The organism is Gordonia sp. LMA484 (assembly GCF_058129505.1).
Genome location: NZ_CM176700.1, coordinates 2,108,625 through 2,131,614, shown reverse-complemented (window position 1 = coordinate 2,131,614; position 22,990 = coordinate 2,108,625). Strand labels below are relative to the sequence as shown.

Sequence of the window (22,990 nt, the reverse complement as noted above, 5' to 3'; positions counted from 1 at the left end):
GACCGACACCAGCGGCACGGCGACCGAACATGCTGCCCGGATTGGCTCAGGCTAGCGACAACCGACACCATCTCGTGCACGATCGTTTCCGTGCAGTGGAACAGTCGTTCAACTCGGTTCCGTTCGTGCGCCTACGAATTCGCCGAGGCGGAGGCAGTCAGTCGACGAGATCGCTATGTGCGGCATCCAGCTTTGAGGTAATGCGAGATCCTGCGCGGCGGCGGCCTGTTCTTGGAACTGGTTGATCCGAACGTTCAATCAGGTTGTGGCGCGTTCGATTAGCTCGACCGACAGTCGGGTGTTCCCCGGATCGCGGTCACGGAGCAGGTCCAACATACGGTGCACCGCCAGCTTGCCTATTTCTCGCGCAGGCGATCTCACCGAGGTGAGAGGGACGGGTAGTTGTGCAGCGACCGGAGTGTCGTTGTACCCGACCAAGGCGAGATCCTTGGCCAGGATCAAACCCAGGTCGCGTGCGACGCCCAGGACGCCGATCGCGATCATGTCGCTGACTGCGAAGATTGCGGTAGGACGACTCTGTCCGCTGAGCAACCGGCTGCCCACCTCAACACCGCTCGACACTTCGAAGGACGATGTGAGTATTCGGTCGGCTGGCACGGTTACCGATGCAGCGTCGCAGGCGTCCAGGAATCCACGGACACGGTCGCGAGCCGTGGTCGCGTGCACCGGCCCTGCGATGATCGCGAGTTCTGTGTGACCGCGATCGAGCAGATGCCGTGCCGCGAGTTGTCCGCCTTCGTAGTCGTCGGCTCCAACGAAAGGGAGCCCGGAGTCTGCGTGGCGTGTCAAGGCGAGAATTGGTGGAGTGCTGGCGCGCAGGGATTCCACGAAGGGACGGCCGGGGATGTGTAAGCCGCTCAGCAGCAAACCGTCAACTTGTCTACCGATCAAGAACTCTATGGCACGGTGCTGCGCTTCGAGATCATCTGGAGGACTGGACAACAGCGCGGAGTAGCCGAACGACGTGGCGGCTTCCTCGATTCCTTGGAACGTCGTTGCCACTACGCCGTCAGCGAGACGGGGCACGACAACGCCCAGCGTCGTCGTCTTACGGGTACGCAAGCTTGCTGCCCACTCATTCCGTTGATATCCGAGTTCGGCCGCAGCCTCCCTTACTCGAAGTGCGGATGCAGACCAACCATCGACAGGCTCGGGCTGACGCAACACGCGCGATGCGGTCGAAACATGCACTCCTGCTCGTTCCGCAAGCTCTTTCAGCGTCGGGGCGCGAACCGGTCGTTCCATGCTCGTACGGTCTCATCTTCTGCTTCGGTGTCGATCGCCAAGGTTGACGACCGATTGTTTCGCCTCTACCGTAGCGGATGCAATCGTTCTCGCTAACGATTGTGCAATCGTTCGCTACACCGGTTCTGCTCTCGCGAGCGCATCACCGAGGCCTACCCAGGAGTTGCTCATGCCCACCTCACAGACCCTGAGCGAGCTGTTTGCTCTCGATTCACTCCTCGAATCCGAGGAACTCGAAATTCGCGACACCGTGCGACGGTTCGGCAACGAGCGTCTTCGTCCGCATGTCGCGGAGTGGTTTGAAAAGGCCCAGCTCCCGGCGCGTGATCTGGCAAAGGAGTTGGGGTCGCTCGGCGTACTGGGGATGCATCTCGAAGGGTATGGCTGCGCGGGGATGAGCGCGACTGCCTACGGACTGGCCTGTCTCGAACTCGAAGCGGTCGATTCCGGTATCCGAAGCCTCGTCTCGGTGCAAGGTTCGCTAGCGATGTTCTCGATCCACCATTGGGGCAGCGAGGAACAGAAGCAGGAATGGCTTCCGCGAATGGCCGCCGGTACGGCCATCGGATGCTTCGGCTTGACCGAGGCAGACTTCGGTTCGAATCCCTCCGGAATGCGCACCAACGCCAAGAAAGACGGCGACGACTGGATTTTGAACGGCACCAAGATGTGGATCACGAACGGGTCCATCGCCGATGTCGCAGTTGTCTGGGCGCAAACCGCTGAGGGCATCAGGGGATTTGTGGTTCCAACCGATACGCCAGGATTCTCCGCTCCTGAAATTCGCGCTAAAGTGTCGCTGCGTGCGTCGGTGACCTCCGAGTTGGTCCTCGACGGCGTCCGATTGCCGGCAACAGCGGTGTTGCCTGAAGTCGTTGGGCTTCGTGGGCCCCTCACCAGCCTCGGAGAGGCACGCTTTGGGATCATCTTCGGCGCGATCGGCGCCGCCCGCGACTGCCTCGAAACGGCTATCGCATACTCACAATCCCGCGAGGTGTTCGACAAACCGCTCGCCGGCTATCAGCTCACTCAAGCCAAACTCGCGAACATGGCGCTTGAGGTAGGTAAGGGACACCTCCTGGCTTACCATCTCGGGCGAATCAAGGATCGCGGTCAGATCACCCCCGAGCAGGTGAGTACCGGCAAACTCAACAACGTTCGCGAGGCAATTTCCGTCGCACGCGAATGTCGTACCATTCTCGGCGCCAGCGGCATAACTCTCGAGTACCCGGTGATGCGGCACGCCAACAATCTGGAGTCGGTTCTGACCTACGAGGGCACCTCGGAAGTCCACCAGCTCACCATCGGCAAGGCGCTGACCGGCCAAGCTGCATTCCGATGAGCGGTGCGCTCGACGGGCTCGTCATCGCAGACTTCGGCCGAGTATTGGCGGGACCCTACGCGACAATGTTGCTCGCCGACCTCGGAGCCGAAGTTGTCAAGATCGAGCGGCCAGGGTATGGAGACGATACCCGCCACTGGGGGCCACCGTGGGTCGACGAGGAGTCCACCTACTTCGCCGGCGTCAATCGAAACAAGCAGTCGGTGGCCCTCGATCTGTCCGATCCGAGTGATCTCGAGCGCGCCCGGCGATTAGTGGCGCGGGCAGATGTCGTTGTAGAGAACTTTCTTCCCGGCGCGATGGATCGTTACGGCCTCGGTTACAGCAGTGTCTGCGCAGATAACCCGGGACTGGTCTATTGCTCTGTTAGTGGATTCGGCAGCAACAACAAACTGCCCGGATACGATCTGCTCATACAGGCAGTCGGTGGGCTGATGAGCATCACCGGACCGGACGCTGCTACTCCGACCAAGGTCGGAGTAGCACTCGTCGATGTCATTACCGGCCTACACGCTGCGGTAGGCATTCTTGCGGCGTTGCGACACCGCGAGCGCACAGGTGAGGGGCAGCGTGTGGAAGTGAATTTGCTCTCTTCTCTACTTTCCGCGCTCACCAATCAGTCAACCGGATACGTTGCCGCGGGTGTCGTTCCCCGCGCGATGGGCAATAGGCATCCCAGCATCGCCCCGTACGAGGTATTCGAAACCGCGAACCGGCCTTTGGTTCTGGCCGTCGGAAACGATCGGCAATTCTCACATCTGGCGGATGCACTCGGCAGTCCAGCACTGTCTGCTGACATACGCTTCGCAACGAACGCCGGACGCGTCGCCCATCGTGAGGAACTCACAAACACACTGAATTCTATGTTGAAATTGAGAACCGCTGACGAATGGTTCGAAGTACTCACCGCTCGAGGAGTCCCGTGCGGTCCGCTGAACAACATCGCGGACGCGGTCTCTTTGGCTGAACGTTTGAGGCTCGCGCCCACGACAGAGATCGACGACCCACGCCGCAAGGACACGGTGACGCAGATAGCGAATCCGATCCATCTCAGCGCCACCCCTCCGACCTACCGAACGGCTCCACCACTCCTCGACGAGGACAGAGAGACAGTATTGCGGTCGAGTGGCGGTAGTTTCGAGGGGTAGCGCAGCGGCTTTAGACTTTGTGTGGAAGGTCTGCCAGTCGAGGTGAACCTTCCGCCGATGCGAGCAGTACAGGAGTAGACGTGCCAACCGATGACCCGATCGCAGACGCCGTTGCACCGGAATCCCGGCGTGATCCGGTGGTACAACGGATTCTCGCCGTTCTCGAAGCGTGCGCGGCAGAACGGCGCCCGGTCACCATCACGCATCTCGCCGAGTCGACCGGCCTCGCGAAGACGACCGTCCACCGTATGTGCTGGAAGCTGGCCGAGTTGGGAATGCTCGAACACTCGGACGAGGGCTTCTCCATCGGAAAAAAGATGCTCACGCTTGGGAACGCCAACCCGGTCGTCAATGACCTGCGTATCGCCGCGATGCCATATCTCGTTGAACTACAAAAACTAGCAGGAGCGTCGCAACTGGCGATCCTCAGTGAGGACCGCGCCCTCATCATCGACGGTCTCTACACTCGCGAACTGCGCGCCAACACTCTGATGGGCGCGGGCTTGCCGCTGCACAGCACGGCGGTCGGAAAAGCCCTCCTGGCTCGCCTCAGTAGACAACGTCGCGAGGAACTGCTCACGACCAGGATGTTGCGTGCGTCCACCCCTCGCACGATCGTCAATCCCGCAATGATCCGTCGACAGCTGGAACGCGTCATCGAGCAGGGCTATGCCGTATCCAACGAGGAGTTTCAACTCGGGGTCGTCGCCGTCGCGTCCGCCTTCAAGGTGCGCGAGGACACCTATGCGGCCATCGGGTGCCTGGGCTCCTCGACTGATCGGATCGCGGATCGCTCCGCGGCACGGGTTTCTGCAGCTGCCAGGCACTTACAGCAGGTCTTCGATCACGCGTGAGTGCGCAGGTCTGCCGGTTAAAGAGATTGCTACGACAACCGGGCAGTATTGCGCGGTGACCCGCCTGCGAGCCCGTCGACCTTGCTGAGTGCAGTGGCCCGGCCCTCGGCGCGACTGCGATCAAGGCGCCGCGGCCGTACATTCATCGGCTTCGCCGAAGATGTTCGGGGCGTGAAGAGTCCAAGACTCGTGTGCCTTGAGAATGCGCTGGCAAGACTTCGCAAAATCGACGCCGATCACAACGAACACATCACTGTCGGTGCTGCACCGGTGTCGCTGGCGAGCGCGTGTGGAAGACTGCGGTCATGTCCGCAACGCCCACCTCGCGAGGCGCCGCTACTGTCCGGACGCCGCGCCGCCGGCGAGTTGATGTCTCGCGCCGCGAAGATCTGCTCAGGCAGATCGAGGAGATCTTTCTGTCCGAAGGTTTCATGTCCATCACGATGGGGGAGCTCACCGAGCGGCTGCATTGCTCGAAGGCGACCCTCTACAGCGTGGCCACCACAAAGGAGCAGCTCGTCGTCATGGCGACCAAGAAATTCTTTGGGAGCTCAGCTGAGGCTATTGAGAGTGATGTTGCCGCACAGGATAATCCGCGAGAGAAGATTACGACTTATCTCGGGGGTGTAGCAGATGCGATGCGCCGCAACTCGCGGGCGTTCTACGCCGACATGATCGTGTTCGAACCCACCGCGGAAATCTACCGCCGCAACACTGAAAAAGCGGCAGACCGGGTTCGCGAACTCATCGACGAAGGAATCGCTGCTGATGTGTTCTCTGCCCGCGACGGCGTGTTCGCCTCCCAATTGGTGGCCCTCGCCATCGAGGGCGTGCAGTCCGGGGTTCTGCTGGATCGTACCGGACTGTCTGCAGCTGACGCGTTCGCCGAACTCGGCCACCTGCTGCTGAACGGCCTCTTGCGCTGAGTCGAAAGGTGCCCCGGCCGACTCGCGGACAAGCCTGTGGTCCTGATAGCGGATCGCCACTGGTAGATATCGGTCTGTCCGTGAGGTTCGCCGTCGCACGTCTCTGACATTCTCTGATTGAAACGCGTTGTGTGGAGATCGAGGCCGAGTCGATCTTCGCCTTTGGTTGATCAGTCGGATTGTCTTGGTCGACTTTACGAGGGACCGGCGGCGGACCGACCTGAGCACGCAGATACCCAGATCACCGGCCGAGCACTGATTCCATCGCGTGCGCGGTCCTGCTCACGTGGGGGACCCGGATCATGGAGTTGTGGTCGGCGTCGATGTCGACGGTCCGCACCGGGCCGGAGGTGAAGTAGCTCCAGAGTTCGGGGCCGTCGGTGTTGGTGCTGGTTCGTACCACCGTGATGGCACCCGAGAACGGACTCGGCTGGTGGCGTCGGATCATCCGGGTACCGAGGTTGAAGAACGCCACCCATTGCAGGACCGGCGGTAGGCGGAACATCCCGGCCGTCAGGACCAGCACGTGCTGCCCGGCCTGCTGGAGGAGGCGGGCTGCCAGCGGTGGCTGCGCGGTCTCGGTCTCTTCGCCACTGCGATCCGGCAGGACCTCCGCGGCGCTGCCCAGCGAACTGCGCGGTCTGCGCAGCCGGGAGAGCAGGCCGGAGCCTTTTTGTTGCAGTCGGTCGGCGAGTACGGGATCGATCACCGAATCCAGGACGATCACCTCGTCGCAGGGCTGACCCGATCGTGACAGTTGTGGCGCGGCCTCTACCGCCACGAATCCGCCCAGCGAGTACCCGGCGATCTGATAGGGGCCGGCTGGTTGCAGGGACTGGATGTCGGACACCGCACGAGCCGCGGCTTTGCGCACGGAACGGTCTGCGCGAGCGCGTTTTTCGATGCCGCGCGCCTGGATCGCGACGACGGGTCGCTGGGTGTCGAGTGCACGCGCGAGTGGGGTCAGGCTGGTGGCCAGACTGCCGGCGCCGGCGATGAGGAAGATGGGCAGGCCGGTGCCCGGCCGTAGTTGCACGAGGGTGGCGCCGGTGGCGTTCTTCGAGCGCTCCTTGCCCGCTCGGTCGATCGCCGCGGCGAACTCGGCGATGGTGGGCGCCTCGGCGAGCATCGCCGTGGTCACCTCCACCTGCAGGTGCTCGCGAACCGCCGCCACCATGGTGGTGGCGGCCAGCGAGTCACCGCCGAGCGCGACGAAATCGTCGTCGCGCCCGATGGATTCGAGGCCCAGCGTCTCGCACCACAGCATGTGCAGTCCACGTTCGGTGAGGCCGCGCGGGGGAGCGGGGGTGGATGACGGGGGTGCCGGGGGCAGTGCCGAGCGGTCGACCTTGCCCCGTTCGTTGCGCGGGATCTCGGTGATGATGACGATGTCCTGCGGGATCATCCACGTGGGCAACGTCTTGCGGAGCGTCTTGCGGATCTCCGCGATGGACGGGCTCCAGTCGAGATCGCATGTTCGTCGTTTTATGCCTGGCGTAAAGCTGCGCCGACCCGGGCGGCTCGTGAGGAGTCTGATGCTGTTCTGGCACAACGTATCCGCGAGATTCACGATGAGGACCGCACCTGTGGTGCGCCGCGGATCACCAAGTGTTGCACGCAGGTGTGTCCCGAGGAGATCAAGATCACCGACAATGCGCTGATCCCGATGAAAGAACGGGTTGTGGATCGTCACTATGATCCGCTGGTGTGGTTGGGTAACAAACTCTTCGCCGATAGGTGATTCCGCTGTCGAGCCGCTGGGTCGAGGAATGCGTGACCATGGGTCTCGGCCGCGTTTTCCCTACCTGTCATCGCGCAAATATGAATGGCCTCACATTTTCCTGCGTGACTCCGTACCGTTCCAGGGTATGAGCCGTCAAGCGCTGATTGGCCTGTACCCCCGAACGATCGGCGCGGCGGTCGGGCTGATCGTCTCCGCATGCTCGGCCTCGGGCGACGAATCATCGGGCACATCGGCCTCGTCCTCGGCGCCGTCGTCGACCTCGCGTGAGGCGTTGAAGATGTACGCGAGGTAGAGATTTCAGGGGGATTCCGTGATGAGCAGTGACGGCGTCTCGGCTGGTCGCCGACCCCGAGCCGAACGGCGGTGGACCGCATCGGCGTTCGTCGTGGTGTCGATGATGGTGCCGTTCCTGCTCCCCGCGCGGTACTCGCCGGGTACAGACTGGTTCCTTCCGGCGATCGAGGGTTGCGTACTTCTGACATTGATCATCGTCGATCCCGGCCGCATCGATCGGCCCGGACCCTGGGCCCGTGCTCTGTCGCTCGCACTCGTCGCGGCGATCGCCACCGGCGCGGCATGGGGTTCGGCACGCCTCGTCTGGGACCTGGTGCACGGCAACCCGCAGACGACCGTCGCGAATGAACTGCTCATCTCCGGAGCTCTGGTGTGGCTGCAGACCATTATCGCGTTCGGCTTCTTGTACTGGGAGCTCGACAACGGGGGACCCGTCAACAGGCATCTGCGGCCCCGTGATCACCCCGATCTGGCGTTTCCTCAGCAACTCGACCCCGGCCTCGCGCCACCCGGGTGGCGGCCGATCTTCTTCGACTACCTGTACCTCGCGTTGACCAACGCCACCGCCTTCAGCCCCACTGATGTGATGCCGCTGGCCCGGTGGGCGAAGCTGGCCATGGCGGTGCAATCGATGCTGTCGATCGTGATCCTCAGCCTCGTCGTCGCCAATGCAGTCAATCTCCTTGGCTGAGGCCTGAGAAGCAACAGCATCGAGTTCGGGCGCGTGGAGCGGTGATGGGCATCCCGTCGAATAGGAAATGCAGGCCAGAAATAGCTCTGACCTGCACATTCCTGGTGCCCTCGGTGAGACTCGAACTCACACTGGACGGGTTTTGAATCCGTTGCCTCTGCCAATTGGGCTACGAGGGCATTCGCGACCTCCGCGCATCGGCGGCGGCTGCGACAGTCCACTTTAGATGATGAGCCTGGCGGCGGGTCAACCGGTACTCTGCTCGCATCGGCCGGTGATCAAATGTGCTGTTCACAGGTAGGTCGATCAGGAGGAGGGGATGGTGACGGTGGCAGACAGGGCTACGGCTCAGACCGGCCAGCAGGCGACGACGCATCGGGTGCTCGTGGCCGAGGATGACTCGTTGATCCGCATGGATCTCATCGAGATGCTCCGCGAAGAGGGCTATGAGGTGGTCGGGGAGGCCCCGAACGGCCAGGTGGCGGTGGAACTGACCGAAACCCTCACCCCGGACCTGGTGATTATGGACGTCAAGATGCCGGTGCGTGACGGCATCGACGCGGCTTCCGAGATCGCGCAGAAGAAGCTGGCGCCGGTCGTGATGCTGACCGCATTCAGTCAACGGGAGTTCATCGAGAAGGCGCGGGATGCGGGAGCGATGGCCTATCTGGTCAAACCGTTCACCAAGGCCGACCTGGTCCCGGCCATCGAGCTGGCGGTCAGTCGGTACAACGAGGTCGCCGCGCTCGAGAAAGAGGTCGCCACGATGGCCGACCGACTCGAGACACGCAAGCTCGTCGAACGCGCCAAGGGGCTCCTCATGGAGAAGCAGGCGCTCTCGGAGCCCGAGGCGTTCAAGTGGATACAGCGCGCGGCGATGGACCGCCGGACCACCATGAAGGCGGTCGCGCAGGTGGTCGTCGAGACCCTCGGTCCCAGCAACTGACGGTACCGGGGGACGAGCCGTTAATTCTGTGAAAACACGCCAATTGGTGTCGTGCGCGTTTGCCGCCAATCCATCGCGGGCGCCCGGGATTCGGTCTATGTTTTCTCAAGGTCTCCTCAGCAGATCTCTCGGCACTCTGCCGGGTGGGTGGGAAGTGAAGAGGTAAGAGAATGCATCGTCGTGTTGCGACAGGTGCTCTCGCGGTGGCATTGGCGAGCGTGCTCGCCGTGTCCGCGTGTAGCAGCAAATCCAGCGACTCCGGAAGTGATTCAAGCGGTTCCGCGTCCGCGAGTTCAGGTTTGGAGATTTCACCGCTCGCGCAGATCGACGTCGACGGCAACGAGGTCCCGCAGGCCTCGACCTCGGACGCGCTCAATCCCGCCGACGGCGGAGCCAAGTGTGACCAGACGACCATCGCGATGGCCGGCGCTCTGACCGGTGCCAACGCCGCGCTGGGCATCAACATCAAGGACGGTGCCCAGCTCGCCGTCGACCAGCACAACAAGGCCAATCCGGACTGCCAGATCGTCCTGAAGACCTTCGACACCGAAGGCGATCCGCAGAAGGCGACCCAGGTCGCACCGCAGATCACCAACGACACCTCGATCGTCGGCCTGATCGGCCCCGCGTTCTCCGGTGAGACGAAGGCGACCGGCGGTGTCTTCAATCAGGCCGGACTGGTGTCGGTGACCGCTTCGGCCACCAACCCGTCACTCACCGACAACGGCTGGAAGACGTTCTTCCGTGGGTTGGCCAACGATGATGTCCAGGGGCCCGCGGTTGCGAAGTACCTGACCGGCACCATGGGCAAGAAGAAGATCTGCGTCATCAAGGACGACAGCGACTACGGTGTCGGCCTGGCCAAGGCGATGACCGAGACTCTCGGGTCTGCAGCCGACGCGAGCTGCTCGGGTGACGTGAAGACCGGTGAGCGCGACTTCTCCGCCGTGATCTCCAAGGTGACGGCTGCCAGTCCCGACGCGGTGTTCTACTCCGGCTACTACTCGGAGGCAGCGCCGTTCGCCCAGCAGTTGAAGTCGGCCGCTCCGGACGTGCTGTTCGTCTCCGGTGACGGCACGAACGACCCCCAGTTCACTGCGCAGGCCGGTGACTCGTCCAAGGGCGCGGTCCTGTCGTGCCCCTGTGGTCCGGCGCCGTCGGAGTTCAGTTCCGCCTACTCGGACGCGTTCAAGCAGGCCCCCGGCGTCTACTCGGTGGAGGCCTATGACCTGGCCGGCATCCTGATGAAGGGCATCGAGGAGGGCAACACCACCCGGCCGCAGCTGCTCAACTACGTCCGCACCTACAGCGGACAGGGTCTGGCCCGCAAATACCAGTGGACCCCGACCGGTGAGCTCACCTCATCGCTGATCTGGGTGTACGAGGTCAAGTAGCAACTCACGTCCCGCACGGTGCGCCCGGGCAGCGAGCCCGGGCGCACCGTGCCTGCGCTGGTGACTTGTTTGCGGTGGAAAGGCACGAATGATTGTGCATGCGGTGGCCGAGACGGCGGCGGTGGCATCAACCATCGGTTTTGATCTCGGTGCATTGAAGCAGGGGTTCTGGGGCCTCACGATCGAAGGACTCACCTACGGGGCGATCTACGCACTCGTCGCGGTGGGCTACACCCTCGTCTACGGCGTGCTCCGACTGATCAACTTCGCACACTCCGAAGTCTTCATGCTCGGTATGTTCGGGCAGTACATCGGACTGCTGCTGCTCGGATTCACGCCGTCGGGGAACACCTACTCCGAGGGCACGGTCATGACGATCGTGTACCTGCTGTTGGCCGGCCTGTGCGGCATGGCCGTGTCCGGCAGTGCTGCAGTAGGTTTGGAGTTCGTTGCCTATCGGCCACTGCGCAAGCGCAATGCCAAGCCGCTGGCGTTCCTCATCACCGCCATCGGCATGTCGTTCGTGCTGCAGGAGTTCGTGCACTACGTCCTGCCGAAGCTTCCGATCGATCCGCAACTCGGTGGCTCGAGCGCTCAGCCGACGATCCGGCTCGTGCAGCCGGTCAAAGAGTTCACCATCTTCGGCGCCCCCGTCTACAACCTGACGCTGATCATCATCATCTCGGCGTTGATCTTGGCGATGGGCACCGACTACATGATCAACCGCACCCGGCTGGGCCGTGGCATCCAGTCGGTGGCGCAGGATCCCGACGCCGCGCTGCTGATGGGTGTCTCGCGCGAACGCATCATCATGGTGACGTTCCTGATCGGTGGCCTGCTGGCCGGTGCGGCGGCACTGCTCTACACGCTGCGGGTCCCGACGAACATCGTCTACTTCGGCGGTTTCATCCTCGGCATCAAGGCGTTCTGTGCCGCCGTCCTCGGCGGCATCGGCAATGTGCGTGGCGCATTGCTCGGCGGGCTCCTGCTCGGCGTGATGGAGAACTATGGTTCGGTGGTGTTCGGTAACCAGTGGAAGGACGTGGTGGCGTTCGTCCTGCTCATCCTGGTGCTGATGTTCCGTCCCACCGGCATACTCGGCGAGAAACTCGGGAAGGCACGGGTATGACGACACATCAACCGCCCGCCGATCCGTCGGCGCTCGAGGATCCGAACAAACCCGAACCGCGCGGCGTCGGCGATGCGATCCGTAGCTGGTGGAACGGATTGCCCCGCGTGGGTCAGTGGCTGGTCGGGCTCCCGGCGATCATCGTCATCGGATTGCTGCCCGTCATCAACCCGCCTCTGATCACCACCACGGCCACCAATTTCGGCGTCGTGATGGCCACCTTCGCGATGACCGCACTGATCGCCATCGGTCTCAACGTGGTGGTCGGTCAGACCGGACTGCTTGACCTGGGTTACGTCGGCTTCTACGCGGTCGGTGCGTATGTCGTGGCGCTGATGACGAGTCCGGCCAGCCCTCTGTGGAACAGCACCGACCATGGGATCTTCTCCGGTCCGTGGGCCTGGTTGGCATGTGTGCCATTGGCCATCGTCATCACCGGGATCACCGGTGTCATCCTCGGAACACCGACGCTACGTGTCCGCGGTGACTACCTCGCGATCGTCACCCTCGGATTCGGCGAGATCGTGCGCCTGCTCGCCGACAACCTCGGTGACATCACCAACGGTGCCTCCGGCCTGCAGGGAGTACTGTTCCCCGAACTCGGTACGTCCGACAAGCACCCCGACGGCGTCTTCTCCAGTGCCAACAACTCGTCCACGCTCAACTACGGCGTGTGGTGGTACTGGCTGGGCATCGTGCTGGTGATTCTCGTACTCATCGTGATCGGCAACCTCGAGCGAAGCCGTGTGGGCCGGGCCTGGGTGGCCATCCGTGAGGACGAGGATGCCGCGGAGATCATGGGCGTGCCGACGTTCAAGTACAAACTCTGGGCGTTCGTGATCGGCGCGGGGATCGGTGGCCTGTCCGGCGCGGTCTACGCCGGGCAGGTGCAGTACGTCGACCCGAAGGCGTTCACCGTCATCAACTCGATGCTGTTCCTGTGCGCCGTGGTCCTCGGCGGACAGGGCAACAAGCTGGGCGTGATCGCCGGCGCGTTCATCATCGTCTATCTGCCCGCACGCGTGCAGGGGATCGAGGTCGGCGGTCAGTCGCTGAGCGAGTTCAAGTATCTGTTCTTCGGCCTGGCGCTGGTGACCCTCATGATCTTCCGACCGCAAGGCCTGTTCCCGGCTCGGGCACGTCTGGTCACATTCGGGCGGCGCATCTATGGTGCAGTCAAGCGTGCGCCGGCGGCGGCGCCCGCGCACGGCGAGGAGGCGAGCGCATGAGCCGGCATCGTCAGCCCGAGGACGAGTCACCGGACACTTCACCGGCGGCCCCGGCCGATGGCGCCGAGGGCATCGACGAACAGCTCGCGGAGGCCGCGGCCGATCCCGAGGCGCGATCGATCCTCGACCCGGCCGCGGTCGATCCGGATCTCGCCGATCCCGGCGCCGTCGCCGAGGTCGTCGCCCCCCATCGCGACATCGCCACCGCGGAGGGCGAGAACCTCCTCGAGGTCAGTGGCCTGACCGTCGAGTTCGGTGGTCTCGCCGCCCTCGACGACGTCAGCTTTCACATCAAGCGTGGTGAGATCCTCGGACTCATCGGGCCCAACGGGGCAGGCAAGACAACGTGTTTCAACGCTATCACCGGGGTCTATCGCCCGACCCGCGGGACGGTCATGTTCGACGGAGCCCCGCTGGGGCGGATCAAGCAGCACAAGATCACCCGCCTCGGCATCGCGCGCACGTTCCAGAACGTCCGGCTCTGGGGCGAGATGACCGCGCTCGAGAACGTCTGTGTCGGCACCGACGCGCGGCACAAGACGTCGGTGTTCGGCGGCATCGTCCGAACGCCGCGGCACTATCGGGAAGAGCACGACGCGGTCGACCGCGGGATGGCGCTGCTCGAGTTCGTCGGGATCGCTCCGCGGGCGGCCGAGAAGGCCTCCAACCTGCCCTACGGTGACCAGCGCCGTCTGGAGATCGCGCGGGCGCTGGCGACCGAACCCAAACTGCTCTGTCTCGACGAGCCGGCCGCCGGCTTCAACCCGAGCGAGAAGACCGCGCTGATGGGCCTGATCAAGAAGATCCGTGACGACGGGTACACCGTCTTGCTGATCGAACACGACATGCGTCTGGTGATGGGCGTGACCGACCGGATCGTGGTGCTCGAGTTCGGTCGCAAGATCGCCGACGGCACCCCACGCGAAGTCCGTGACAATCCCGCCGTGGTCGCCGCCTACCTGGGAGTCCCCGATGACGAATCCGCCTGAATCCGAGACGAAGCCGGACGCGCCCGGCTCGACGACGGTCCTCGAGTTACGCGATGTCGTGATCCACTACGGTCGGATCCAGGCGCTGCACGGGATCTCGCTGCACGTGGGTGCAGGTGAGCTCGTCACCCTGCTCGGCGCGAACGGCGCCGGTAAGTCGACCACAATGCGCGGCATCTCCGGGCTGAACCGCCTGACCAAGGGCGAGATCCTGTTCAACGGGGAGTCGATCTCCGGGCTGGCACCGCACGAGCGGGTGAAACGAGGCATCATCCAGGTGCCCGAGGGTCGCCGCATCTTCCCGGGTATGACCGTACTCGAGAACCTCGACATGGGTTGCTACGGCAGGAAGTTCGATTCGAAGCAGGCCTATCAGGAGGCGCTCGACCACGTCTTCGATCTGTTCCCGAGGCTCGGTGAGCGTCGCAAGCAGTTCGGCGGGACGATGTCCGGTGGAGAGCAACAGATGCTCGCCATCGGTCGTGCCCTGATGGCACGCCCAAAGCTCCTGCTGCTCGATGAACCGTCGATGGGTTTGGCGCCCATGGTGATTCAGCAGATCTTCCGGATCATCGCGAAGATCAACGAAGACGGAACCACGATCCTGCTCGTCGAACAGAATGCGCAACAGGCGCTGAGCAGGTCGACTCGCGGATACATCCTGGAGACCGGTGTGATCACCAAAGAGGGCGCGGGCAAAGACCTTCTCGTCGACGATGCGGTCCGGGAGGCCTACCTCGGAGTGGCGTGAGACACTTCGACTTGAATCGTCTCACGGACCCCAGTACGTTCCCCGCATGCTCAAACGAACAGTCATGATCGCAGTCGGGGTGCTCACGCTGGCCGCGTTCGGGATTCCCGTGGCCCACGCTCAACCCGGAGCCACCGCGTGCCGTCCGAGCATTCCCGCCTCCGAGCGGCAGCACATCGCGGATCTGTCGGCCGCGTCGGCCAATCGGACGCTGGCCGATGCGCGAGACCACGTGCACGAGATCGCCGACATCTGGGGCGACAAGGGGGACCCGCGAGGCGCCTTCGCCGATGTGTACGTGCCGATCCTGGATGTGACGATCCCCTCGATCGAACGCGGCGACTACCAGGACTCCCGGTGGGCCGGACGCCTCGCGTTGAACTTCGTCAACCGTTACCTGGCCGCCGTGCACGCCCACGTGACCGGACAGGCCGTGCCCCGCGAGTGGCAGCGCTACTACCAGTACGCCACCGACTGCCATCACAGCGGTGGCCGGGTCGCCACCTCGGGGATGAACAGCCACCTCATCCTCGACCTACCGAATGCGCTTGCGGCAGTGCACACCAGTGCCGACCGCTGGTCGGACTTCAACCTCTACGGTGAGATCCTCGGCGCCGCGACTCCGAAGATCATCGAATCGATCAAGCAGGACTACGGAACCGACCTCACCGAGCTGTTCACCGCCTCGATCGTCGGCGACACGATCGGGGAGGAACGCGCCACCGGCTTGTTCTTCCAGAGTGTGCGGGCCGCTGCCTGGGTGAGCAGCCGTGGTCTCTCCGACCCGGCGACCGCTGCGGCGACCCACGGCTTGATGTGGGCGGAGTGGACGACCGCCGAAGGGGTGCTCGACACCTCCGATGCGGTCGGGCTCTTCTGACCCGACCGCGCGCCTATCGTGGGTGCATGATCCCGATCACGGTGTCGCCCTCGCGTGACCTCGACCTGGTCAGTTCGCTCTTGGCGCAGGCCTTCGTCGCGGACCCCGTCATGCGCTGGCTGATCCCCGAGACCCGTTCGGACAAGCGGATCTTCTACACGCTGGTCCGGTGGGTCCACGGTGGACGCTCGTCGATGGATGTGGCGGTGCGTGACGGGATCGCGGTGGGCGCCGCAGTGTGGGATCCACCCGGCCACCGGCAGTCGGCCGCGGCACAGATCGGTTCGATCCTGGGCTTCCTCCGAGGATTGGGCGGTCAGTTCCGGCGCGGAATGATCTTGGAGCAGGAGTTCGGCAGGGTGCGCCCCAAAGAGCCGCACTGGTATCTCGGTCAGGTCGGCGCCACCGTGCAGGGCATGGGTGTCGGCACCGCTCTGCTGTCCGCCGGCATCGATCGGGTCGACGCACCCGCCTATCTGGAGAGCTCGAACGAGGCGAACATCCCGCTGTACGAGCGATTCGGATTCGAGGTGATCGGGGAGGTCACGTTGCCGCTCGACGGTCCCACGGTGTGGCCGATGTACAGACGGGGCTGATGCGTTCGGACCGGTCGTCGAACTGCTCCGCGACGTGTCCGAGTGGGTCACTAGACTCGCTTGGGTGAGTCCCGCGAAGAGTACGACTGCGCCCGCCCAGAAGTCCGCCGGCAAGGACGGTCAGCCGCTGCTGATGCTGCTCGACGGACACTCGTTGGCCTACCGGGCCTTCTTCGCGCTGCCGGCGGAGAACTTCAAGACGGCGAGCGGTCAGACCACGAATGCGGTCTACGGCTTCACATCGATGCTGATCAATCTGCTGCGCGACGAGGCACCAACCCACATCGCCGCCGCCTTCGACGTGTCGCGGAAGACCTTCCGGTCGGAGATGTTCCCGGAGTACAAGGCGCAGCGGTCCAAGTCTCCGGATGAGTTCAACGGTCAGGTCGATCTCACCAAGGAGGTGCTCGACGCGTTGGGCATCCCGGTCATGGCGATCGAGGGCTACGAGGCCGACGACATCATCGCGACGCTGGCGACCCAGGCCGAGGCCGAGGGGTACAAGGTCCTGGTGGTCACCGGTGACCGTGACTCACTGCAACTCGTGGACGAGTCGGTCACGGTTCTCTATCCGCGCAAGGGGGTGTCGGATCTGACCCGCTTCACCCCGGAAGAGGTCGAGAAGAAGTACGGTCTGACTCCCGTTCAGTACCCCGACTACGCGGCGCTGCGCGGGGATCCGAGCGACAATCTGCCGGGCATCCCGGGCGTGGGGGAGAAGACCGCATCGAAATGGATTCGCGAATACGGTTCCCTCGCTTCACTGGTCGATCACGTCGACGAGGTGAAGGGCAAGGTCGGTGACGCACTGCGCGCCCACCTGGCATCGGTGCAGACGAACCGACAACTCACCGAACTCGTCCGCGACATGCAGTTGCCGTCACGACCGGACGAACTGGCGATGGTCGGCTGGGACCGCGACCGGATTCATCAACTGTTCGACGACCTGGAGTTCCGGGTTCTGCGTGACCGACTGTTCTCGACGTTGAGTTCCGTTGAACCGGAAGCGGAATCCGGATTCGACCTGGACGGCACCAGGCTCGGCGCCGGCGAGGTCCGGGCCTGGCTGGACGCACACACCAGGACCGGGCGCAGCGGGGTGGCGGTGACCTCACCGCATTCGGTGACCGGGGCCGATGCGACGGGCATCGCCATCGCCGCCGCCGACGACACCTCCGCTTACATCGACGTGCCGTCGCTCGACGCGGACGACGAGCAGGCACTCGCCGCATGGTTGGCCGACCCCGACCTGCCCAAGGCGTTGCATGAGGCGAAGTGGGCCATTCACGCCGTGCGGGCACGGGGCTGGGCCTTCACCGGTATCACCAGCGACACGTCATTGGCCGCCTATCTCGTCCGTCCCGGTCAGCGCACGTTCAATCTCGACGACCTGACCCTGCGTTACCTGCGGCGCGAACTGCGCGATGACACCGCCCCCGACGACGGACAGATGTCGCTGCTCGACGACGACGGCGGCGACGCCAAACATGCCGAGCAGCAGATGCTCGAGGCGCGGGCTGTCGCCGAACTCGCCGACACCCTCGACACCGAGCTCGAGCGGATCGATTCCCTCCCGTTGCTCACCGAGATGGAACTGCCGCTGTTGTTCGTGCTCGCCGAGCTCGAGGCCGCCGGGATCGCCGTCGACGTCGACCACTTCGGCGAACTGGAAAGCGACTTCGCTCAACGGATTCGCACTGCCGCCGACGCCGCGTACGAGGTGATCGGGGAACAGATCAATCTGGGTTCGCCGAAGCAGCTGCAGACCGTGCTCTTCGACAAACTCGACATGCCGAAGACGAAGAAGACCAAGACCGGCTACACGACCGACGCCGACGCGCTGCAGGGCCTGTACGAGAAGACCGAGCATCCGTTCCTCGCGCATCTGCTCGAGCACCGCGACGCGACTCGGCTGAAGGTGACCGTCGACGGTCTGCTGAAGTCCGTCGCCGACGACGGACGGGTGCACACCACGTTCAACCAGACGGTGGCGGCGACCGGCCGCTTGTCGTCGACCGAGCCCAACCTGCAGAACATCCCGGTCCGCACCGAGGCCGGGCGGCAGATCCGGCAGGGCTTCATCGTCGGAGGAGATTCCGCAGGCGCCTACGACTGCCTCATGACCGCCGACTACAGCCAGATCGAAATGCGCATCATGGCGCATCTCTCCGAGGACGCGGGTCTCATCGAGGCGTTCAACACCGGCGAGGATCTGCACAACTTTGTCGGCTCCCGCGCTTTCGGGGTGCCGATCGACGCCGTGACCACGGAGATGCGTCACCGGGTGAAGGCGATGTCCTACGGCCTGGCCTACGGACTGAGTGCGTTCGGACTCGCCGCACAACTGAAGATCAGCCGCGACGAGGCCAAGGAGCAGATGGAGGCTTACTTCGCGCGCTTCGGCGGTGTCCGCGACTATCTGCACAATGTCGTCGACGAGGCCCGTCGCAACGAATACACCGCGACCCTGTTCGGTCGTCGGCGGTATCTGCCCGACCTCAACAGCGACAACTGGCAGCGGCGCCAGGCAGCCGAGCGGATGGCACTCAACGCGCCCATCCAGGGCACCGCGGCCGACATCATCAAGGTGGCGATGATCAACGTCTACGGCCGCCTGCGGTCCGAGGGCCTGCGATCGCGGATGCTGCTGCAGGTCCACGACGAGCTCGTCGTCGAGGTGGCGTCCGGGGAACGCGATGCGGTCGAAACGGTGGTCCGTGAAGAGATGGGCAACGCGATCTCTCTGTCCGTGCCGTTGGAGGTCTCGGTCGGTTTCGGTCGATCCTGGGACGACGCGGCCCACTGATTCCTCCACCGGTATCGGAGTAAATCTCTCGTAACCACCCGGTGGACCACCGGCCGAGGCAGTAAGTTCAGTCAAGGCGTCGGCATGGTGCCGGCGGTCTCGATGTGGCCCCGCGGGTGAGCGGGAATGAAGGGGTTTTTCTGATGCGACATCATCGATCATTCCGACCCGACTCGCTGCGGTGGGCGGGCATCGTCACCGCGCTGGTAGCGGTGCTGGCACTTGTGCTGGCAGGCTGCTCGAACGACGAGAGTTCGGGCGACGGCAGCTCCGACGTGTCCATGATGTCGGTCGATGTGCAGAAGGTCGACGAGATCGCGGCACTGGTGCCGGAGAAGATCCGCCAGTCGGGGCAGCTGACCGTCGGCGTCAATGTTCCGTACTCGCCCAACGAGTTCAAGGACAGCAGCGGCGCGATCGTCGGCTATGACGTGAACCTGATGAACGGCGTCGCCAAGGTCCTGGGGCTCAACCCGGTCTACCGTGAGGCCGACTTCGACAAGATCATCCCCGCGGTCCAGCAGGGCACCTACGACGTCGGCATGTCGTCGTTCACCGACACCAAGGAACGTGAACAGCAGGTCGATTTCGTGACCTACTACAGCGCCGGCGTGCAGTGGGCCCAGCAGAAGGGTTCGGGAATCGACCCCAACAACGCATGCGGCAAGAAGGTCGCAGTGCAGTCGACGACCTATGAGGACACCGACGAGATCCCAGCCAAGACCAAGGCGTGCACCGACGCCGGAAAGCCCGCGATCGAGAAGGTCAAGTTCGACAGCCAGGACGAGGCCACCAATGCGCTGGTGCTCGGCAAGGTGGATGCGATGTCGGCGGACTCGCCGGTCACCGCATACGCGATCAAGCGTTCCGGCGACAAGCTCGAGCCCGCAGGCGGCGTGTTCGATTCGGCCCCCTACGGTTACCCGGTGCAGAAGGGGTCGGCACTCGGCCAGGCCCTGCAGAAGGCCGTGCAGTACCTCATCGACAACGGCCAGTACAAGGCGATCGCCGAGAACTGGGGTGTCGAGGCGGGCACCATCCCGAACTCGGTCATCAACGGTGCGGTCAGCTAGCCGGTGAGTTCTCCGTCCACAGGTCCGATCGGGGCCCACGCCGACTCGTCGGAGCCGGCCCCGATCAAGGCCGTTCCACTTCGTCATCCGGGGCAGTGGGCCGCCGCGGCCATCGTGCTGATCCTGGCCGCACTGTTCGTCTACGGCGCCGCCACCAACGCCGCCTACGCCTGGGACACCTACGCCAAGTATCTGTTCGACACCCGCATCCTCTCGGGCGTCTGGTACACGCTCGCCCTGACGGTGCTGGCGATGGTCATCGCGATCATCCTCGGCATCCTGCTCGCGATCATGCGGCTCTCACCGAATCCGGTCCTGCGCTACACGGCGTGGGTCTACCTCTGGGTCTTCCGCGGCACACCTGTGTACGTACAGCTCGTGTTCTGGGGCCTCTTTCCGTCGATCTACAAGCAGATAGACCTCGGCATCCCGTTCGTCCACCAGTTCGCGCACTTCGACATCCAGTCGCTCAATGCGGCGTTCACCTTCGCCATGATCGGTCTGGCTCTCAACGAGGCCGCCTACATGGCCGAGATCGTGCGAGCCGGCGTGTCGTCAGTGGGCGAGGGGCAGACCGAGGCATCGGTGGCACTCGGGATGTCGTGGGCGCAGACGATGCGGCGCACCGTGCTGCCACAGGCGATGCGCGTGATCATCCCGCCGACCGGCAACGAGGTGATCAGCATGCTCAAGACCACCAGCCTCGTGGCCGCGGTGCCGTTCACCGGTGAACTGTACGGGCGTGCGCGCGACATCTCCGGCGTGAATTTCGAGCCGATTCCGCTCTTGATGGTGGCCTCGACCTGGTACCTGGCGGTGACGAGCATCCTGATGGTCGGACAGTTCTATCTGGAGCGCTACTACTCCAAGGGTGCCAGTCGGCAGTTGACCGCCCGACAGCTCAGAGCCCTTGCCGCCACACAGAACACACCGATCGTGGAGGGGGAGAGCGATGAGCGTCGCTGAACACCCGATGGTCCTGGCCGACCGGGTGTGCAAGAACTTCGGCACGCTCGAGGTCCTGAAGGGCATCACTCTGAAGGTCGGGCGCGGTGAGGTGCTCTGCCTCATCGGTCCGTCGGGTTCGGGCAAGTCGACCTTTCTGCGGTGCGTCAACCATCTCGAGGTGGTCAACGCCGGTCGGTTGTACGTCGACGGCGATCTCATCGGCTACCGCGAACGCGGCGACAAGCTGCACGAGATGAGTCCGAAGGATGCCGCCAAGCAGCGCCGCGACATCGGGATGGTCTTCCAGCATTTCAACCTGTTCCCACATCGAACTGCGCTGGAGAACGTCATCGAGGCACCGACCCAGGTCAAGAAGCAGAGCAAACGTGAGGCGACCGAACGGGCGCGGTATCTGCTCGAACGTGTTGGTCTCGCCGACAAGGCCAGTACATATCCGGCCCAGCTGTCCGGAGGCCAGCAGCAGCGCGTCGCGATCGCCCGGGCGCTGGCGATGGAACCGAAGCTGATGTTGTTCGACGAGCCGACGTCCGCGCTGGACCCCGAGCTCGTGGGTGAGGTGCTCGGCGTGATGCGTGAGCTCGCCGCCGAGGGGATGACCATGGTGGTGGTGACCCACGAGATGGGTTTCGCCCGTGAGGTCGCCGATCAGCTGGTGTTCATGGACGGCGGCGTCGTGGTGGAGCAGGGCAACCCTCGCGATGTGCTGGCCAATCCGCAACACGAGCGGACAAAGGGCTTCTTGTCGAAGCTGCTGTGAGTTGTAGGCCGCTCCCTCGGTGGTCGAGTGGTGGTGGGCCCCCGGTGGTCGAGTGGTCGTGGGCTTTCCTTCGGTCGTCGAGTGGTGGTGGGCCCCCGGTGGTCGAGTAGGCCGAGCCCCCCGGTGGTCGAGTAGCCGCGAGCTCTCCTCCGGTGGTCGAGTAGTCGCGAGCCCCCCTCCGGTGGTCGAGTAGTCGCGAGCCGCTAGGCGAGTGGCGTATCGAGACCACTTGAGCTGCAGGTGGTCTCGATACACGCCTCGCCTAGCGGCTCGGCGCTACTCGACCATCGGAGGGTGGTTGGGCGCTGCTCGACCATCGGAGGGTGGTTGTGCGCTACTCGACCGTCGGAGGGTCGTTCGGCTTCGTGCAGCAGAAGATCGCGGTTCCCGGAAAGTACTGGCCGCGGAACGGACTCCACTGACCCCATTCCTGGTCGAAACCCTCGGGCCATTCGGGTTCCACGATGTCATCGAGGATCAGTCCGGCGGAACGGATCTCGCGAACCCGGTCGCCGATGGTGCGATGGTGTTCCACGTAGGTGATCGCACCGTCGTCGTCGACCTCGGTGTACGGGGTGCGGTCGAAGTACGGGATCCGGACGATGAGTCCTTCCGGGCCGGGATCGTCGAAGAACATCCAGCGCATCGGATGATTCACCGCGAAAACCCACCGTCCGCCGGGGCGTAGTACGCGTGCGACCTCGGCCATCACACCGGCCGAGTCGGAGACGAACGGGACGGCGCCGAAGGCCGAACACACCACGTCGAACGAGCCGTCGGCGAACGGAAGCGACTCGGCGGTTGCCTGCACCAGCGGTACCCGACGGCCGTCGGCGTCCATCGCAGCCAGCCCGATACCGAGCATGCGGCGCGACAGATCGACACCGATCGCCCGGGCGCCGTGGGTCGACAGCCACCGTGCACACGGTGCCGAACCGCAACCGACCTCGAGCACATCCTTGCCGTCGATGTCCCCGAGTAGCCCGATGTCGGCCTCGCGCAGGCCTTCGGGGCACCACACGAAGTCGCCGCCGGATGCGAATGTGCCGAGAAACGAGCCGTGCTCAGCGTGATAGTTCTCCGCGTCGTGGTCCCACCACCACCGGTTCGCCCGATCGCTCGTCGTCGAATCGACATCGGTGAGCAGCCGCGGAGGTCGTACGGGTGCCGGCGCGTGCTCGGATTCGTCCTCACTCATGGGCATCC

Annotated in this window: 20 protein-coding genes and 1 tRNA gene; 17 read left to right on the top strand and 4 right to left on the bottom strand. The window is 64.0% G+C overall.

Features of this window, described 5'->3' with window-relative positions; translation table 11 throughout:
- Positions 1–258: 258 nt before the first annotated feature.
- On the bottom strand, positions 259–1,266 hold the full coding sequence (locus AC4AMJ_RS09230) for a LacI family DNA-binding transcriptional regulator (protein ID WP_489917865.1): 1,008 nt from the start codon (positions 1,264–1,266) through the stop codon (positions 259–261).
- Positions 1,267–1,435: 169 nt separating this feature from the next.
- On the opposite strand from AC4AMJ_RS09230, the gene AC4AMJ_RS09225 reads away from it, so the two are divergent.
- The 4 genes from AC4AMJ_RS09225 (at position 1,436) to AC4AMJ_RS09210 (ending at position 5,536) form a co-directional block, all read left to right on the top strand.
- The gene (locus AC4AMJ_RS09225; RefSeq protein ID WP_489917864.1) at positions 1,436–2,608 is read left to right on the top strand and encodes an acyl-CoA dehydrogenase family protein; all 1,173 of its coding nucleotides are present in this window, start codon (positions 1,436–1,438) and stop codon (positions 2,606–2,608) included.
- Complete coding sequence (locus AC4AMJ_RS09220) at positions 2,605–3,756, top strand: CaiB/BaiF CoA transferase family protein (RefSeq protein ID WP_489917863.1); 1,152 nt, start codon at positions 2,605–2,607, stop codon at positions 3,754–3,756. The genes AC4AMJ_RS09225 and AC4AMJ_RS09220 overlap by 4 nt, the downstream gene beginning before the upstream one ends.
- An 80-nt stretch (positions 3,757–3,836) precedes the next feature.
- Positions 3,837–4,610, top strand: coding sequence for an IclR family transcriptional regulator (locus AC4AMJ_RS09215; RefSeq protein ID WP_489917862.1), 774 nt, complete (start codon positions 3,837–3,839; stop codon positions 4,608–4,610).
- Positions 4,611–4,915: 305 nt separating this feature from the next.
- The gene (locus AC4AMJ_RS09210; RefSeq protein WP_489917861.1) at positions 4,916–5,536 is read left to right on the top strand and encodes a TetR/AcrR family transcriptional regulator; all 621 of its coding nucleotides are present in this window, start codon (positions 4,916–4,918) and stop codon (positions 5,534–5,536) included.
- 241 nt (positions 5,537–5,777) lie between these two features.
- Here the strand turns inward: AC4AMJ_RS09210 and AC4AMJ_RS09205 are convergent, their stop codons facing one another.
- Positions 5,778–7,106 (bottom strand): alpha/beta fold hydrolase, encoded by a 1,329-nt coding sequence (locus tag AC4AMJ_RS09205; RefSeq protein WP_489917860.1) that lies wholly within the window; start codon positions 7,104–7,106, stop codon positions 5,778–5,780.
- Between the two features lie 487 nt (positions 7,107–7,593).
- Between AC4AMJ_RS09205 and AC4AMJ_RS09200 the strand changes: the two genes are divergently transcribed.
- Positions 7,594–8,265, top strand: a complete 672-nt coding sequence (locus AC4AMJ_RS09200; protein ID WP_489917859.1) for a hypothetical protein — start codon at positions 7,594–7,596, stop codon at positions 8,263–8,265.
- A 102-nt stretch (positions 8,266–8,367) separates the two neighbouring features.
- On the opposite strand, the gene AC4AMJ_RS09195 is transcribed toward AC4AMJ_RS09200, so the two are convergent.
- Positions 8,368–8,444, bottom strand: a tRNA-Leu gene (locus tag AC4AMJ_RS09195).
- 140 nt (positions 8,445–8,584) lie between these two features.
- Here AC4AMJ_RS09195 and AC4AMJ_RS09190 point away from each other — a divergent pair.
- The 12 genes from AC4AMJ_RS09190 (at position 8,585) to AC4AMJ_RS09135 (ending at position 21,784) form a co-directional block, all read left to right on the top strand.
- The gene (locus tag AC4AMJ_RS09190) at positions 8,585–9,211 is read left to right on the top strand and encodes an ANTAR domain-containing response regulator (RefSeq protein WP_489896036.1); all 627 of its coding nucleotides are present in this window, start codon (positions 8,585–8,587) and stop codon (positions 9,209–9,211) included.
- A 170-nt stretch (positions 9,212–9,381) separates the two neighbouring features.
- Positions 9,382–10,605 (top strand): branched-chain amino acid ABC transporter substrate-binding protein, encoded by a 1,224-nt coding sequence (locus AC4AMJ_RS09185; protein ID WP_489896035.1) that lies wholly within the window; start codon positions 9,382–9,384, stop codon positions 10,603–10,605.
- Between the two features lie 88 nt (positions 10,606–10,693).
- Complete coding sequence (locus tag AC4AMJ_RS09180) at positions 10,694–11,734, top strand: branched-chain amino acid ABC transporter permease (protein ID WP_489896034.1); 1,041 nt, start codon at positions 10,694–10,696, stop codon at positions 11,732–11,734.
- Positions 11,731–12,963 (top strand): branched-chain amino acid ABC transporter permease, encoded by a 1,233-nt coding sequence (locus AC4AMJ_RS09175; protein WP_489917858.1) that lies wholly within the window; start codon positions 11,731–11,733, stop codon positions 12,961–12,963. Before AC4AMJ_RS09180 ends, AC4AMJ_RS09175 begins: the two co-directional genes overlap by 4 nt.
- The gene (locus AC4AMJ_RS09170) at positions 12,960–13,952 is read left to right on the top strand and encodes an ABC transporter ATP-binding protein (RefSeq protein ID WP_489917857.1); all 993 of its coding nucleotides are present in this window, start codon (positions 12,960–12,962) and stop codon (positions 13,950–13,952) included. The genes AC4AMJ_RS09175 and AC4AMJ_RS09170 overlap by 4 nt, the downstream gene beginning before the upstream one ends.
- Positions 13,936–14,703: an ABC transporter ATP-binding protein gene (locus AC4AMJ_RS09165; RefSeq protein WP_489896031.1), complete on the top strand. Its 768-nt coding sequence runs from the start codon at positions 13,936–13,938 to the stop codon at positions 14,701–14,703. The genes AC4AMJ_RS09170 and AC4AMJ_RS09165 overlap by 17 nt, the downstream gene beginning before the upstream one ends.
- A 46-nt stretch (positions 14,704–14,749) precedes the next feature.
- Positions 14,750–15,583 carry a DUF5995 family protein gene (locus AC4AMJ_RS09160; protein WP_489917856.1) on the top strand — a complete coding sequence of 278 codons (834 nt, stop codon included), beginning with the start codon at positions 14,750–14,752 and terminating at the stop codon, positions 15,581–15,583.
- A 26-nt stretch (positions 15,584–15,609) separates the two neighbouring features.
- Positions 15,610–16,179 carry a GNAT family N-acetyltransferase gene (locus AC4AMJ_RS09155; protein WP_489896029.1) on the top strand — a complete coding sequence of 190 codons (570 nt, stop codon included), beginning with the start codon at positions 15,610–15,612 and terminating at the stop codon, positions 16,177–16,179.
- 64 nt (positions 16,180–16,243) lie between these two features.
- Entirely contained in the window at positions 16,244–18,985 is a 2,742-nt protein-coding gene (gene polA, locus AC4AMJ_RS09150; RefSeq protein WP_489896028.1) for a DNA polymerase I, read from the top strand.
- Between the two features lie 143 nt (positions 18,986–19,128).
- Positions 19,129–20,058, top strand: coding sequence for an ABC transporter substrate-binding protein (locus tag AC4AMJ_RS09145; protein WP_489896027.1), 930 nt, complete (start codon positions 19,129–19,131; stop codon positions 20,056–20,058).
- A 3-nt stretch (positions 20,059–20,061) separates the two neighbouring features.
- Positions 20,062–21,024, top strand: a complete 963-nt coding sequence (locus AC4AMJ_RS09140) for an amino acid ABC transporter permease (protein ID WP_489896026.1) — start codon at positions 20,062–20,064, stop codon at positions 21,022–21,024.
- Positions 21,011–21,784, top strand: a complete 774-nt coding sequence (locus tag AC4AMJ_RS09135) for an amino acid ABC transporter ATP-binding protein (RefSeq protein ID WP_489896025.1) — start codon at positions 21,011–21,013, stop codon at positions 21,782–21,784. The genes AC4AMJ_RS09140 and AC4AMJ_RS09135 overlap by 14 nt, the downstream gene beginning before the upstream one ends.
- A 334-nt stretch (positions 21,785–22,118) precedes the next feature.
- On the opposite strand, the gene AC4AMJ_RS09130 is transcribed toward AC4AMJ_RS09135, so the two are convergent.
- Entirely contained in the window at positions 22,119–22,988 is an 870-nt protein-coding gene (locus AC4AMJ_RS09130; protein ID WP_489917855.1) for a class I SAM-dependent methyltransferase, read from the bottom strand.
- Between the last annotated feature and the right edge of the window lie 2 nt (positions 22,989–22,990).

Coding starts and splice junctions, on each gene's coding strand:
- AC4AMJ_RS09170 (WP_489917857.1), top strand. CDS start 12,960: ATGAGCCGGCATCGTCAGCCCGAGGACGAGTCACCGGACACTTCACCG.
- AC4AMJ_RS09230 (WP_489917865.1), bottom strand. CDS start 1,266: ATGGAACGACCGGTTCGCGCCCCGACGCTGAAAGAGCTTGCGGAACGA.
- AC4AMJ_RS09180 (WP_489896034.1), top strand. CDS start 10,694: ATGATTGTGCATGCGGTGGCCGAGACGGCGGCGGTGGCATCAACCATC.
- AC4AMJ_RS09135 (WP_489896025.1), top strand. CDS start 21,011: ATGAGCGTCGCTGAACACCCGATGGTCCTGGCCGACCGGGTGTGCAAG.
- AC4AMJ_RS09200 (WP_489917859.1), top strand. CDS start 7,594: ATGAGCAGTGACGGCGTCTCGGCTGGTCGCCGACCCCGAGCCGAACGG.
- AC4AMJ_RS09185 (WP_489896035.1), top strand. CDS start 9,382: ATGCATCGTCGTGTTGCGACAGGTGCTCTCGCGGTGGCATTGGCGAGC.
- AC4AMJ_RS09130 (WP_489917855.1), bottom strand. CDS start 22,988: ATGCCCATGAGTGAGGACGAATCCGAGCACGCGCCGGCACCCGTACGA.
- AC4AMJ_RS09165 (WP_489896031.1), top strand. CDS start 13,936: ATGACGAATCCGCCTGAATCCGAGACGAAGCCGGACGCGCCCGGCTCG.
- AC4AMJ_RS09210 (WP_489917861.1), top strand. CDS start 4,916: ATGTCCGCAACGCCCACCTCGCGAGGCGCCGCTACTGTCCGGACGCCG.
- AC4AMJ_RS09160 (WP_489917856.1), top strand. CDS start 14,750: ATGCTCAAACGAACAGTCATGATCGCAGTCGGGGTGCTCACGCTGGCC.
- AC4AMJ_RS09155 (WP_489896029.1), top strand. CDS start 15,610: ATGATCCCGATCACGGTGTCGCCCTCGCGTGACCTCGACCTGGTCAGT.
- AC4AMJ_RS09220 (WP_489917863.1), top strand. CDS start 2,605: ATGAGCGGTGCGCTCGACGGGCTCGTCATCGCAGACTTCGGCCGAGTA.
- AC4AMJ_RS09225 (WP_489917864.1), top strand. CDS start 1,436: ATGCCCACCTCACAGACCCTGAGCGAGCTGTTTGCTCTCGATTCACTC.
- AC4AMJ_RS09190 (WP_489896036.1), top strand. CDS start 8,585: ATGGTGACGGTGGCAGACAGGGCTACGGCTCAGACCGGCCAGCAGGCG.
- AC4AMJ_RS09175 (WP_489917858.1), top strand. CDS start 11,731: ATGACGACACATCAACCGCCCGCCGATCCGTCGGCGCTCGAGGATCCG.
- AC4AMJ_RS09145 (WP_489896027.1), top strand. CDS start 19,129: ATGCGACATCATCGATCATTCCGACCCGACTCGCTGCGGTGGGCGGGC.